Origin of the sequence: Mesorhizobium wenxiniae, assembly GCF_002284535.1 — a bacterium.
GTDB lineage: Bacteria > Pseudomonadota > Alphaproteobacteria > Rhizobiales > Rhizobiaceae > Mesorhizobium > Mesorhizobium wenxiniae.
This window is the reverse complement of sequence record NZ_NPKH01000038.1, coordinates 1-12,819: the sequence shown is the minus strand read 5'-3', so window position 1 is coordinate 12,819 and position 12,819 is coordinate 1. Positions and strand designations below refer to the sequence as shown.

13 protein-coding genes and 3 pseudogenes are annotated in these 12,819 nt (G+C 61.4%); 9 read left to right on the top strand and 7 right to left on the bottom strand.

Annotated elements, in window-relative coordinates; all coding sequences use genetic code 11:
* The 6 genes from CIT31_RS34725 to tnpB (CIT31_RS36230) all read left to right on the top strand — a co-directional run.
* Window positions 1-180 (top strand): hypothetical protein (locus CIT31_RS34725; RefSeq protein ID WP_206073435.1); only part of this gene is annotated, 180 nt, incomplete at its 5' end.
* Window positions 181-541: 361 nt separating this feature from the next.
* Window positions 542-1,678, top strand: coding sequence for a KamA family radical SAM protein (locus CIT31_RS30170; protein WP_095521543.1), 1,137 nt, complete (start codon window positions 542-544; stop codon window positions 1,676-1,678).
* Window positions 1,679-1,992: 314 nt separating this feature from the next.
* Window positions 1,993-3,255 (top strand): D-amino acid dehydrogenase, encoded by a 1,263-nt coding sequence (locus CIT31_RS30165; RefSeq protein ID WP_095521542.1) that lies wholly within the window; start codon window positions 1,993-1,995, stop codon window positions 3,253-3,255.
* 709 nt (window positions 3,256-3,964) lie between these two features.
* Window positions 3,965-5,074 carry an IS110 family RNA-guided transposase gene (locus CIT31_RS30160; protein ID WP_095521546.1) on the top strand — a complete coding sequence of 370 codons (1,110 nt, stop codon included), beginning with the start codon at window positions 3,965-3,967 and terminating at the stop codon, window positions 5,072-5,074.
* A 360-nt stretch (window positions 5,075-5,434) separates the two neighbouring features.
* On the top strand, window positions 5,435-5,881 hold the full coding sequence (gene tnpA, locus CIT31_RS30155; RefSeq protein ID WP_245316527.1) for an IS66-like element accessory protein TnpA: 447 nt from the start codon (window positions 5,435-5,437) through the stop codon (window positions 5,879-5,881).
* Window positions 5,878-6,033, top strand: a complete 156-nt coding sequence (gene tnpB, locus CIT31_RS36230; protein WP_135906183.1) for an IS66 family insertion sequence element accessory protein TnpB — start codon at window positions 5,878-5,880, stop codon at window positions 6,031-6,033. Before tnpA ends, tnpB (CIT31_RS36230) begins: the two co-directional genes overlap by 4 nt.
* A gap of 58 nt (window positions 6,034-6,091) precedes the next feature.
* Here tnpB (CIT31_RS36230) and CIT31_RS35560 read toward each other — a convergent pair whose 3' ends face one another.
* The 6 genes from CIT31_RS35560 to CIT31_RS30135 are packed head-to-tail and all read right to left on the bottom strand — an operon-like array spanning window position 6,092 to window position 9,246.
* Window positions 6,092-6,757, bottom strand: a complete 666-nt coding sequence (locus CIT31_RS35560; protein WP_245316526.1) for a tyrosine-type recombinase/integrase — start codon at window positions 6,755-6,757, stop codon at window positions 6,092-6,094.
* Window positions 6,738-7,085 (bottom strand): site-specific integrase, encoded by a 348-nt coding sequence (locus CIT31_RS35555; protein WP_236379320.1) that lies wholly within the window; start codon window positions 7,083-7,085, stop codon window positions 6,738-6,740. Before CIT31_RS35555 ends, CIT31_RS35560 begins: the two co-directional genes overlap by 20 nt.
* A complete protein-coding gene (locus tag CIT31_RS35550) occupies window positions 7,082-7,675 on the bottom strand; it encodes a tyrosine-type recombinase/integrase (RefSeq protein WP_236379318.1) in 594 nt (197 codons plus the stop codon). The genes CIT31_RS35555 and CIT31_RS35550 overlap by 4 nt, the downstream gene beginning before the upstream one ends.
* Window positions 7,600-8,013, bottom strand: a complete 414-nt coding sequence (locus CIT31_RS35545) for a hypothetical protein (RefSeq protein ID WP_245316525.1) — start codon at window positions 8,011-8,013, stop codon at window positions 7,600-7,602. The genes CIT31_RS35550 and CIT31_RS35545 overlap by 76 nt, the downstream gene beginning before the upstream one ends.
* The gene (locus CIT31_RS30140; RefSeq protein ID WP_236379316.1) at window positions 8,010-8,585 is read right to left on the bottom strand and encodes a site-specific integrase; all 576 of its coding nucleotides are present in this window, start codon (window positions 8,583-8,585) and stop codon (window positions 8,010-8,012) included. The genes CIT31_RS35545 and CIT31_RS30140 overlap by 4 nt, the downstream gene beginning before the upstream one ends.
* 52 nt (window positions 8,586-8,637) lie before the next feature.
* Window positions 8,638-9,246, bottom strand: coding sequence for a site-specific integrase (locus CIT31_RS30135; RefSeq protein ID WP_095521540.1), 609 nt, complete (start codon window positions 9,244-9,246; stop codon window positions 8,638-8,640).
* A gap of 182 nt (window positions 9,247-9,428) precedes the next feature.
* Between CIT31_RS30135 and tnpB (CIT31_RS36225) the strand changes: the two are divergent.
* The 3 pseudogenes from tnpB (CIT31_RS36225) to tnpC form a co-directional block, all read left to right on the top strand.
* A pseudogene (gene tnpB, locus CIT31_RS36225) lies at window positions 9,429-9,521 on the top strand (IS66 family insertion sequence element accessory protein TnpB); the annotation flags it as partial.
* Between the two features lie 4 nt (window positions 9,522-9,525).
* Window positions 9,526-9,741 (top strand): annotated as a pseudogene (gene tnpB, locus CIT31_RS36220) (IS66 family insertion sequence element accessory protein TnpB); the annotation flags it as partial.
* Window positions 9,732-11,220, top strand: a pseudogene (gene tnpC / locus CIT31_RS30125) (IS66 family transposase). The pseudogenes tnpB (CIT31_RS36220) and tnpC, both read left to right, overlap by 10 nt.
* 319 nt (window positions 11,221-11,539) lie before the next feature.
* Here tnpC and CIT31_RS30120 read toward each other — a convergent pair.
* Complete coding sequence (locus CIT31_RS30120) at window positions 11,540-12,649, bottom strand: IS110 family RNA-guided transposase (RefSeq protein ID WP_095521544.1); 1,110 nt, start codon at window positions 12,647-12,649, stop codon at window positions 11,540-11,542.
* Window positions 12,650-12,819 lie beyond the last annotated feature (170 nt).

Below are 12,819 nucleotides of genomic sequence, written 5' to 3'. Positions count from 1 at the left end.
GCGATGCGAGATACTACGAGGAAAACGCGCATTATTGGGCTTTCCAGGTGCTTGATAAAGCAAGAGCAACGGGCGAGCGGCTATGACACACTAGCGCAGATCTCGCCGGCGGATCTGACTTTCAATGACCCGAACCGGCACTCGCCGATCGGCATGCGAAAGGCTTTTGACACCGATTAGGCCTAAAGCGGATCCTCGTCCCACGCAGAAACACAGGGGCTAAAGATGTAAAGGCTCTTGGACGTTGCTTGAAGTGCACAGCGTTCGAGAGTGCGGCTGCGCAGAGGTGCCCATTTTTACGCTGCGCGCGCCGTTTCGGCTAACTAAGCTTCAAGCTGCGCGGCCATTGCCGAATCCATCTACCGGGGCTTGACGATTTGAACCCGTCATTACCTTTTTGTACTCCAACGTCCAGAAGATAAAGTCAGAATACCAGGGTATCTACTTCGGGATTTAGTTCGGAAAACTCTCCTGATTTTCTCGGAGCCAACCGCATATCGCGAATGTATCTACAGATAAGTGACTCGAATGGAGGTGTGGCATGGTGGCAGAAACGGCCGCAGTAGACACGCGAAACAGCGAATGGGACAGCTGGCGTTGGCAACTTTCAAATAGCATAACCACTTTGGATGCATTGAAGGACCATATAAATATTACGCCGGAAGAAGAAGAAGTTTTCCGCAAGGTCGGTGAAAAATATGTTTTTCGGGTAACACCTTATTACCTCTCGCTAATCGACAAGAAGGATCCAAACGATCCAGTTCGCCTACAGGCTATCCCTAACATCAAGGAACTTGACGATGTCTTCCATATTGATCAGCTCGCCTCATTTCACCGATCGGGTGTAGATTCCGAAAACCCTCTTTGGAAGGAGGGGAAGACCGAAGTGAGTTGCATCGTTCATAGATATCCAGATCGCGTACTTTTTCATATTACCAATCTGTGTGCCATCTACTGCAGACACTGCTCACGCAAGGTTCGCGCGGGCCGAAACGCGATCGTCAGCAATCGAGATCTCATTGACAAAGGAATAGCATATATAGCCGAGCGGCCAGAGATTCGGGACGTACTGTTAAGTGGAGGTGATCCGCTGATGATGGGCGACAATAAGATAGAGTACGCCTTGTCAAGGCTCAGGCATCTTCCGCACGTTCAGATAATTCGAATCGGCACTCGAACGCCTGTAACGATGCCACAGCGTATCACGCCCGAGTTCTGTCAGATGATCAAAAAGTACCATCCAATATGGATTAATACTCACTTTAATCACCCCAATGAGGTCACGCCTGAAGCGAAACTCGCTATCGAACGGTTGCTTGAAGCGGGAGTTCCGGTGGGCAACCAATCGGTACTCTTGAAAGGCATCAACGACTCGGTCGAGGTGATGAAAGAGTTGGTCCACAAACTCCTTATGGCGCGTGTGCGACCATACTATTTGTACCATGCGGACTTGGTCCGGGGCGCGGAGCACTTCAGAACTTCAATCAATACCGGGTTGCACATTATTGAGAGTTTGCGTGGGCACACCACCGGTTTTGCCGTGCCGCAATATGTAATCTGCACGCCGCTTGGCAAAACGCCACTCAATCCCAACTACCTGATAGGATCTGGACCTGGGTATATCACACTTCGCAACTACGAGTGGAGAACTTGGAAAGATCCTGACAGACTCGACTAATGTAAAAGCTCACCGTTGCTCGCCAGAGCCCGCCGCGTGTAGGAAGTGATCGACGGACCGTTCTGCGCCGACCTCGCCGCGTGCAGGGCCCGAGCCTCTTTCGACTGATGCTGGTCGAGGTCACTGCGCTCGAGTCGCTTGGTCTCTTTTGCGTATGATATCTCGATTCCAAAATTCGAGCCGGTATTGGCATCAGCCGTCGGTGAATGAGAACGTGCTGACGCAGATTGCAAACGCCGGCGCAGCGTGGCTAGGCCCGAATACGGTTGGGCCATTAGAGCCGAACAAAGACTTCTGAAAGGCAGGCACGGAGAATGAAAGTTGTTGTTATGGGAGCTGGCGTCATTGGAAGCACGACTGCCTACATGCTGACAAAGGCTGGCCTTGACGTCATCGTGATTGATCGTCGGGACCGCCCCGGCATGGAAACCAGTTTCGCGAACGGCGGTCTGATGAACCCAAGCGACTCTAGTCCTTGGAACTCCCCCGGCACGATGAAAAATCTCGGGAATATGCTCTTCGACGCCAATTCGCCGCTGAAGATCCAACCGAGCGCTGTCTCTTCGATGATCGGTTGGGGTCTCAAGTTCTTCGCCAATTCTACGGCCCGTATGCACAAGGCGAACATGATCGCCAACATCCGGCTAGCGCGGCTCAGCCTTGAGACCCTGCGTGCTATCCGCGCAGAAGAGGGGCTCACTTACGACCAGACCGTCCGCGGAACGATGCGAATGTTTCCTCCTCAGGGTCGGATGTCCGAGTTTCTCCAGATGTGCCGGGAGATGGAAGAATGGGGCGTGGTCTTCGAGAAGCTCGACAAGGCTCAGATCCTAGAAAAGGAACCCTGCGTCGCGCCGGTCATCGACCGCTACGCCGGCGCTGTTCTGTTCCCTGATGATGAAAGCGGTGATGCTCACAAGTTCACAAACGAGATCGCGCGAGTGGCACAGGCGTATGGCGCAAAGTTCTTGATGGACACCGAAGTCCTCGATATCAAGCGGGGAAGCACGACGAAAATTTCACATATTCATACGACCAAGGGAGAGATCCAGGCGGACGTCTTCGTTCTGTCGCTTGGTAGCTACAGCCCAAAATTCTCGAGCAGGCTCGGCATCCATCTGCCGATCATTCCAGTAAAGGGTTATTCGATCACCGTTCCCTTAAACGGCTGGCAAGGAGGGCCGACACGTCCGATCATGGACGACGGCCTCCATGCGATGATCACGCCTATGGGTGATCGCCTGCGGCTGGGCGGTCGCGCCGAGTTCGCCGGCTACGATAACGCGGTTGACATCAAAGAAGGGCTGCGTGTCCTTGATGATGGCTTTAGAATGCTGCCGGAGCTCAAGGACCACGTGAATGCCGACTCCGTTCTAAACTGGAGCGGCCTGCGCCCGATGACGCCGGGCGGTCCGCCTGTGATCGGCCCGACCCGCTACAGCAATCTGTTCCTGAACACCGGCCATGGGCCGCTCGGCTGGACGATGGCCTGCGGGTCGGCCCGCATAACTACAGATTACATCACTGAGGGCCAGCTGACGATCGAAGCGGTCGAACCGGAAGACTATGCGCTCTGAACGCGCAGCATCTCAGGCGCGAATACGGGGCCCGAACTGCTGCCCTTCAGCGGCTCGTCGGCAACCAGGCTCCGGAACTGGAGTTACTAAAGGGAGCTCTGAAAAGCGCAGCGCCAGCGTGAAGGCCCCAACATCTCCAGCGCGGAAGATGCCGACTGATGGCATCGCTCACGACCTACTATGACCGGCCGTATAAGCGGGTCGATGGCACCTGCACTCGGGGCGATGTTCGCGACCTGCGACGCATCCGAGTTCTACGGCTATTGCGCGTCGGCGGTTAGCAAGGCATCGACGTGAACCCCAACTGGTGAAGCAGATCATACCGGCCGGTCCGGACCAGCTCTGGGCTTGCGGCATGCCTATGTCGCGCTGCCGACCTGCTTCGTCTACGTCGCCGTCCCTCGATGCTTGGTCGCTCTTGATTGTCGGCTGCGCGCCTGACGGTCGCCGCGTTGAGAGCTGCCACCAATCGGAGAAGACCACCTCCAAACCCAATTCCCCATTTCCTGGTCGCGGCTCGCAATGTGCTGCAGGGATCTACCGGCTGTTCTTGCCGAAGGTCTGATCGGATCGATAGGCCGCAGAGGCAATCCCTACAACAACGTAAGACCGTATGTCCACTTCTGCCGGTGAGGTGGCTCGCCCTACACTGCGCGTCCGAGGGTTGCTCGGGCGGGCCGAGCCGATCCTCATCACAGGAGGACGAGCCGTGTCAGATTATAGGGAAGCATTTGTCGGAATCGATGTCGCAAAGCTTAGGAACGCCATCGCGATTGCGGATGCTGGCCGGGAGGGAGAAGTTCGCTTCATCGGCGAGGTCGACGCCTCGGATGAGAGCATGCGCCGAGTTATCCAGCGGATCGCCAACAGATTCGATCGAGTCCATTTCTGCTACGAGCCCTGCCCGACCGGCTATGGTCTCTATCGGCTGATCCGTTCGCTGGGTCACGAATGCACCGTAGTCGCTCCGTCGCTGATTCCGAGGAAGCCCAGCGATCGCGTGAAGACAAACCGCCGGGATGCCCTCGGATTGGCTAGGTTGCTGCGCGCTGGCGAACTGACGGCGGTATGGGTTCCCGATGAAGGCCACGAAGCCATGCGGGATCTCGTCCGCGCCCGGGCGGCCGCAGTTGAGACACTTTGGGTCCATCGCCAGCAGGTGAGCGCCTTCATGCTCAAGCACGGCCGTAGCTATCCGCGAAAGAAGGGCTGGACGATGCGCTATCTCTGCTGGCTGCAGGCGCAGCAGGTCGATCATCCCGCACATCAGATTGCGCTCCAGGAGATGGTCGAGGCGGTTCGCTTCTCGAAAGAGCGGGCCGAGCGGCTTGAGCGTGTGATCGAGGAGTTCGTTCCAGCCTGGTCGCTGGCGCCGATCGTGCGGGCGCTGCAGGCATTACGTGGTGTGGATCTGATCGTTGCCGTGACGTTTGCTACCGAGATTGGCGACGTGCGCCGTTTCGAAAGCCCGCGCCAGCTCATGGGCTATGTTGGCCTTGTTCCTGGTGAGCGGTCGACCGGAGAGACCGTCAGACGGGGCGGTGTCACCAAGGCAGGGAATGGCCGCGTTCGTCATATGCTGGTCGAGAGCGCATGGACCTATAGGCATGCGCCGAAAGTCGGCGCGAAGAAGCTGTATCGACTGGAGCAGGCGCCGCCAGGGGTGAGAGAGATCGCCTGGAAGGCGCAGGCCCGACTGACGGCCCGCTATCGAATGTTGAGCGGACGAGGCAAGAAGACGACGGTGGTCTGCACGGCGATAGCCCGCGAACTGGTGGGCTTCATGTGGGCTGTTGCCAGGGAGGCGCACGCAACCTGATCTAGTCGCTGCACGCGACACACATCCATCGCTCATGGGCGGGGGCGGGACCACGGCAGGGGAATGCCCGTCAGACGCTTTGTGGCCGGCAAATCGACCGACCGACGCCCGCAGTAAGATAGGAACAGCCCCGGACGCACAATCGGGAATGCGGTAACCAATCCGCGCATCAGAGCTTGATCACCGACGTCCTTCAGTTCCGCCTCCACCCATGCGCGATCATCAGAATGAACAGCCGACCTCTCGATCGGCCGGACCCCTACGTTCCAAACCTTGACAGCGGACATCAGAGCGCTGTTCCGGTGCCACCTTTCGCGCGGGGTCGTGAGGAACGATGTTCGGAGCCTTTGAGGGCTTCGATTGACGATTTCAGAGCTTACGCTTAAATCCAGCGATCACGAGCCCGCGCGACGTTTCGAGGTGTTCACGGGTTCCGGCCGGCGTCGCGCATGGTTGCCGGAGGAGAAGGCGCGGATCGTGGCGGAAAGCTACGATGCCGGCGAGACCGTGAGCGCGGTGGCCCGGCGATATGCATTGTCCCCGCAGCAGCTGTTCGCCTGGCGTCGGGCCGCGCGTCTGCCGTTGGGAGAGGCGCCGGCGCCGGAGCCATTGTTTGTTCCTGCGGTGATTGCGGCGCCAATGTCGGAGACACCTGCAAAGGGTCCGCCGAAGCCGCGGAAACGGAAAGCCGCCCGGGATGCCGGCGTGATCGAGTTGGAGATCGACGGCGTTGCGATGCGGGTCGGCCGTGGCGCCGACGCCAGGACGGTGGCGGCGGTGATCCGTGCGCTGAAGGCGCCGTCGTGATCAGGCCGACGGGTGCGGTCAAGGTGATGGTGGCGACGAAACCGGTGGGCTTCCGCAAGGGCGCGGAGGGCTTGGCGGCGCTGGTGCGCGAGACGATGGGCGCCGATCCGTTCTTATGCGTCGGGCGAGATTATGTGGCGGAGCCGCCCTGACGCCCGGCAGGGCCGGCCAAACCCAGCTTGCCTCCGCCACATAATATTTAGATGCTGTTCAGCAGTTGCAGAACGGCGTCGTTCGGTCGGAAACGCACGCCGTGGTCGCCGGCGACGCCCGCCTTCTCAATCCATTGCGCATCATCTCGACATCCGCGGCGGCATAGCGGTGGGTCGTGGCGACCTGTGCGTGCCCGAGCCAGGCTTGGATCGTCAAAAGGTCCACGCCGGACTGGAGAAGCTTCATGGCGAGGGAGTGCCGGAAGATGTGCGGCGATATGGGCTTGTCGGCCAACGCCGGCCTGATAGCCACGGCCTCGGCGGCCGCACGCCGCACGATATGGGTCGCTCCGAAACGGGTCAGCCGCTCGTTGCGGGCGCCGACGAATATCGGTCGCGGCTCGTGATGGGCGATCCCGCGCTCGCTCAACAAGGTTGTCAGCGCTCGCGCGAGGTCCTTAGCAATGGGGACGACGCGGTCTCTGCGCCCTTTGCCGCGCAGCAGCACTTGCGGGTGCGGCCGTTCCAACTGAAGGTCGTTTGCGTTGACGCCGGTGGCTTCGGAGACCCGGGCGCCGGTCCGTGCCAAGAAGAGCAGAAAGGCTCGGTCGCGCCGACCACGGGGCGTCTTTGGATCGGGTGCCGCGATGAGGGTGTCCACTTCGGCCTTGGTGAGGTGGTACGTCACCTCAATGTGCGTCCGTTTAATGGGAATCGTCAGCACGTTGGGCGACGCCGAAGGACGCCGGGTCGGCAGCAGCGACGTGGTGGAAGAAAGATCGGATCGCGGCCAAGCGGGCGTTGCGCGTGGCGACGCAATTGTTCCGCTTCTCCTCGAGATCGTCGAGAAAAGCGAGAACGAGGTCTCGGTCGAGATCTTCGAGCGTCAACGCCGCCGGCTTCTTCCGCAACCGGGCGGCGGCAAAGAGGATCAGCATGCGCAAGGCATCGCGATAGCTGGCCACGGTCGCGGGAGTCGCGTTGCGCTGCTTGTTCAAGCGCCGGCGAAAGTATGACTCCAGGAGCGGCGCCCGGAGCAAATGTTCGCTCATGCTGCACCTCCATCGAGGAAGGCGCGCTCCGCCGCAATGGCGAGAAGGTCCGCCGAGCCAATGAGGTAGTAGGCTGTATCGCTGTAGCTGGCGTGACCGAGATATGTGGCGAGCAACGGGAGCAGCGCCTGAACGTCTGCGCGCTGTTGGTGCCAGAGGCTGAGGCGGGTCACGGCGAAACGGTGCCTGAGATCGTGTGGCCTTAACGGCTTGCCGCCATCAAGATGGGCGAGCTTGCGGGCCTCAGCAAAACCGTTTTGCAGGCCGGTCGCCGAGAGGCGGTTGCCTCGGGAGCTGAGGAAGAAGGCCTGGTCCTTGGGCGTGGGAAAAGCAGCATCGCGCTCACGCACATATTGACGAAGGGCTGTTTGGGTCTTCGTGTGAACTGGAACGAGACGGTCCTTGCGGAACTTCGTCTTCCGAACGAGGAGCACCCCGTTGGCTAGATCGACGTCGGAACGATCAAGCCTGACCACTTCGCCCGATCGCAGCCCCGAGCTCGCCAACAATCCGATCAGCGTCGCCATCGTCCGCCCTCTGAGAGGGGTGCTTGGCGAAATGCGGGCGCATGCGTCGATGAGCGACGCCAACTCAGCGTCGGTGAGAATACGCGGAGGCGTAATCGCTCTAGATCTGGGGAAAGCTCTGCGCTCCAAGGCCTCGGTTCGGACGTATAGACGGCGAGACACTCGTAAAACTGGCGGAGCACGCCGTGGCGAGTGACGCGGCTGTTGGCGGCGCCGCCGAACGACAAGGCGAAATCCAGCGCCATCGTTCGAGTGGCGGGAGCATCGAGCTGAGCGCGCTCAACGTAGCGGACGAAAGCCCGCAACGTGCCGGCTTGCTTGCTGAAGGCGTAGCCGAGGGAGTGGCGCAACTCGATGTACCGCTCGGCCTTCTCGCCGAGGAATCGGGCGAAGGCGGTCATGCGACGCCTCCCGGAAAGGGGAGTGCGACCTCGGCGGGCTGCGAGGTTGCGACCTTTACGTACAGCGCCGTTGTATTGATGCTCTGGTGCCCGAGAAGATCGGCGACCTCGTTGATCGGCCTTCGCTGCCTGACAAGCTGGGTGGCAAGGCTGTGGCGCAGAAGATGCGCACCTCCGACCCGCCCGAGTTCGATCCCGCCATGCCGCAACCGCTTCCGTACGATCCTCGAAACAGGCGACGCGCACTTGAACGGTCCCAAGGGCGGCGTGAAGGACAGGAATAGATACGGACTATCCACCTTCGGTCGCGCGCGCAGGATGTAGTCGGCGAGCGCGGCGCCGGTCTCCTCGAGGAGCGGCGCCACGCGATCACGCTTGCCCTTGGTGCGCCGGACAAAAACCTCGCCAGCTCGCCAGTCGATATCCTGCAGCTGAATGGCGCGGAGCTCGCCGTTGCGAATGCCGGTGGTGGCGAGTAGCAGGACGGCTGGATCGCGGATGTCGACCGGCGTCGTTGCGCCGATCGCGTCGATTGCGCGCCGAACGTCATCCCATGCAAGGCGCGGTGGCAAATGCGCCAAACGCCAATGAGGCGTCCTTGGGACGACGCCGGCGAGATCCTGGTCATGGTGGCCAGCCCAACACAAAAACCGAAGAAATGTTCGGATGTGAGAAGTCGCTGCCGTGCGGGGTGCCGGAGGTCGCCGATAGCGACAGCCGATGCTCGACGGCAGCGAGGACGTGCTCGGCCGCCAACGCCTCGAGGTCTTGGCCGGGATGGTGATGGCGGAACCAATCCAGAAAGCGGCGGCCGCCCAGAAGAACGCCTTCGCGGGTCTTCGGCTCCAGGCCCCGCACCCTGCCCAGATGGTCCGAAAAGGAAGCCAGAAGCGGAGCATCCGGGTCAGCATCTACACTGGGAACGGAGGCAATGAATCGCTCCGGAGCCACTCGCAGTGCGTGTCCCAGCGCCGACACTGCTCCAATGCGTGGAGAATCCGTCGTAAACGTGCACAAATAGCTATCGACGACATCCTGATGGATCGGCATCGGATCACAGCGCGTCGCGGCAAACTGGCTAAAGCGCGCAATCCGGCTCAGGTAAATCTTGGCGGTCGCTCGCCTATAACCAAGCGTGAAAAAATGCTTCGCGAGGCGATCCATCTCGCCACCGAGTGCGCCGCTGCGCAGGCGCTTGAGCACCCCACAATACGAAAAATAGAACTCGAGCATTCTGCCCCTCCGGCATTGTGGCGCAGGGGAATCCCGCGCCCCATGAGAGAGGCATGAAATATTATGTGGCGGAGGCAAGCTGGGTTTGGCCGGCCCTGCCGGGCGTCAGGGCGGCTCCGCCACATAATCTCGCCCGACGCATAAATGCGGTTATGTGGCGCGCCACATAACCGTTCAGCGGCGCGATCTACGTGTTCCGTGCGAAGCGGACGGACCGGATCAAGCTGATCTTCTGGGACGGCACAGGAGTCTGCCTTTACGCCAAAGCGCCTTGAGGACGGCGAGTTCCGCTGGCCGAAGGTGCAGGACGGGATCATGCAGCTGACGGCCGCGCAGCTGTCGGCACTGCTCGAAGGTCTCGACTGGCGACGGTCCATGAAGCTCGCCAGACGCGCGTTCCGGCGCAGGCGGGCTGATCCGCGACCAAGTGAATCAGTCCGGATTCCTCTGTCGCCCGGTGCCGGCGAATATGGTCTGATCCGCTCATGGCGATGACGGCGGACCAGCTTCCCGACGATCCGGATGCGCTGAAGGCGATGGTCTTGGCGCGCGACGTCGAGAATGCGCGGCTGATCCAGATCATCCGGGAATTGCAGCGTCACCGCTTCGGCCGCCGCGCCGAGAGCCTGCCGGAAGACCAGTTGCTGCTGGGTCTGGAAGAAGCCGAGCAGATCGAGGCCGCCGGCGAGGAGGCGACCGAACGTGCCGACCCGCGCGAACGCATTGAGCGCGCAGGAAAGCGCCGAGCGAACCGTGGCGCGCTGCCGGCGCATCTTCCTCGCATCGAAACGATCGTCGACATCGACGATCACGTCTGTCCCCTGCACCGGATCGGCGAGGACGTGAGCGAGCGGCTCGACATCGTTCCGGCGCAGCTGCGCGTGATCGTGGTGCGCCGGCCCAAATATGCCTGTCGCGCCTGCGAGGACGTTGTCGTGCAAGCTCCGGCGCCCGCAAGGCTGATCGAAGGCGGCCTGCCGACCGAAGCGACGGTCGCGCAGGTTCTGGTCTCCAAATATGCCGATCACTTGCCGCTCTACCGTCAGGCGCTAGATCTATGCTCGGCAAGGCATCAATCTGGATCGCTCTACGCTCGCCGACTGGGTCGGCCGCGCCGCCTGGCATCTGCGTCCGGTGCACGAGCGGCTGCTTGGCAAGCTGAAGTCCTCGCCAAAACTCTTCGCCGACGAGACAACCGCGCCGGTGCTCGATCCCGGCCGCGGCAAGACCAAGACCGGGCAGCTCTGGGCTTATGCCCGCGATGACCGGCCATGGCATGGAGCCGACCCACCGGGCGTCGCCTATGTCTATGCGCCGGACCGAAAGGCCGAGCGACCGATTGCCCATCTCGCGGGCTTCACCGGTATCCTCCAGGTCGATGGCTATGGCGGCTATCGCGTGCTCGCCGACAAGAGCGGCGTCACGCTCGCCTTCTGCTGGGCGCATGTGCGCCGGCGCTTCTACGAACTCGCCGCGGCCGGTCCCGCGCCGATCGCCAGCGAGGCGCTGAGACGGATCGCTGAACTCTACAGGATCGAAGACGACATTCGTGGACGATCGGCCGAGCAGCGCCGCGCCGTGCGTCAGGAAAAGAGCCTCTCGATCGTCGCCGATCTCGAACCGTGGCTGCGCGAGAAACTCGGGCTGATCAGCCAGAAGACAAAACTCGCCGAGGCGATCCGCTACGCGCTCTCGCGCTGGGATGGCCTGTCGCGCTTCCTTGATGACGGCCGCATCGAGATCGACAGCAACACCGTCGAACGCTCGATCCGCCCGATCGCGCTCAACCGGAAGAACGCACTCTTCGCAGGATCGGATGGCGGCGCCGAACACTGGGCCGTCGTCGCATCGTTGGTCGAAACCTGCAAACTCAACGGCGTCGAGCCACTCGGCTATCTGGCAGACGTGCTCACCAGGATCGTCAGCGGCCACCCCAACAGCCAGATCAACGATCTCCTCCCGTGGGCTACATGACGCCGCCGGAGCTCAAGGCCGTGGCCTGAGAACAGCGCTCTGATGTCCGCTGTCAAGGTTTGGAACGCAGGAGGTCGCCCGATCCGAGGACGGCTGCTCATTCTGAGGATCGCGCATGGGTGGAGGCGGAACTGAAGGACGTCGTTGATCAAGCTCTGATGCGCGGGTTAACTACCGCATTCCCGATTGTGCGTCCGGGGCTGTTCCTATCTTACTGCGGGCGTCGGCGGTTCGCCGGCCACAAAGCGTCTGACGGGCATTCCCCTGCCGTGGTCCCGCCTCCGCCCATGCGCGATATGTGCGCCGTCGCGGCGAGCGATCAGGTGACGCGCGCCTCCCTTGCGACTGCCCACATGAAGCCGACCAGTTCACGGGCGATCGCGGTGCAGACGACCGTTGTCCGTTTGCCCCGAGCGCTCAGCATGCGGTAGCGGGCTGTCAGCCGGGACTGCGCCTTCCAGGCGATCTCGCACACCTTCGGTGATGCCTGCTCCAATCGGTATAGCTTCGCCTTCCCGACCTTGGGCGGATGTCGATAGGTCCAGGCGCTCTCGACCAACATGTGGCGAACCCGACCGTTGCCTGCCTTTGTGATGCCGCCGCGCCGGACTGTCTCCCCGGTTGAGCGCTCGCCGGGAACCAGACCGAGATATCCCATGAGCTGGCGTGGGCTTTCGAACCGGCTGGCGTCGCCGACTTCGGTGACGAACGTCACGGCGACAATCAGGTCTACCCCACGCAATGTCTGAAGCGCCCACACGATCGGTGCCAGCGACCAGGCCGGGACGAACTCTTCGATCACACGCTCCAGCCGCTCGACCCGCTCTTTCGACACGCGCACCGCCTCGACCATCTCCTGGAGTGCGATCTGATGCGCGGGATGATCGAACCTTTGTTCCTGAAGCCAGCGTAGATAGCGCATCGTCCAGCTCTTCTTTCGCGGATAGCTACGGCCGTGCTTGAGCATGAATGCGCTCACCTGCTGGCGATGGACCCGCAGCGTCTCGACCGCGGCCGCCCGCGCGCGAACAAGATCCCGTATGGACTCGTGCCCTTCATCGGGTACCCACACCGCGGTCAGCTCGCCGGCGCGCAATAGCCGGGCAAGGGAAATGGCGTCTCGACGGTTCGTCTTCACCCGATCGCCGGGCTTCCTCGGTATCAATGATGGTGCAACCACCGTGCACTCGTGCCCGAGCGACCGGATCAGGCGATAAAGGCCGTACCCGGTCGGCCCAGCCTCAATGCAGAAATGCACGTAATCAAAGCGGCTGGCGATCCGGCCTATGACCCGCCGCATGCTGGTCACCGACGCGTCGACCTCACCGAAGAACCGAACCTCTCCTTCCCGGCCTGCCTCCGCAATTGCAAAAGCGTTCTTCAGCTTCGCAACATCGATTCCGACAAATGCTTCTCTATAATCCGCCACGGCTCGTCCTCCTGTGGTGAGGATCGGCTCGGCCCGCCCGAGCACGGACATGCGGCTGATGTTTTCCTTGCTGACGATCCTGTCAGAAGCCCCGTCTCTCTCGTGCTCTCAATTGCCCCAATGTTCGGCGATGATCACCCTTCACCCGAGGGCACCTGCGCAGGTGCGGA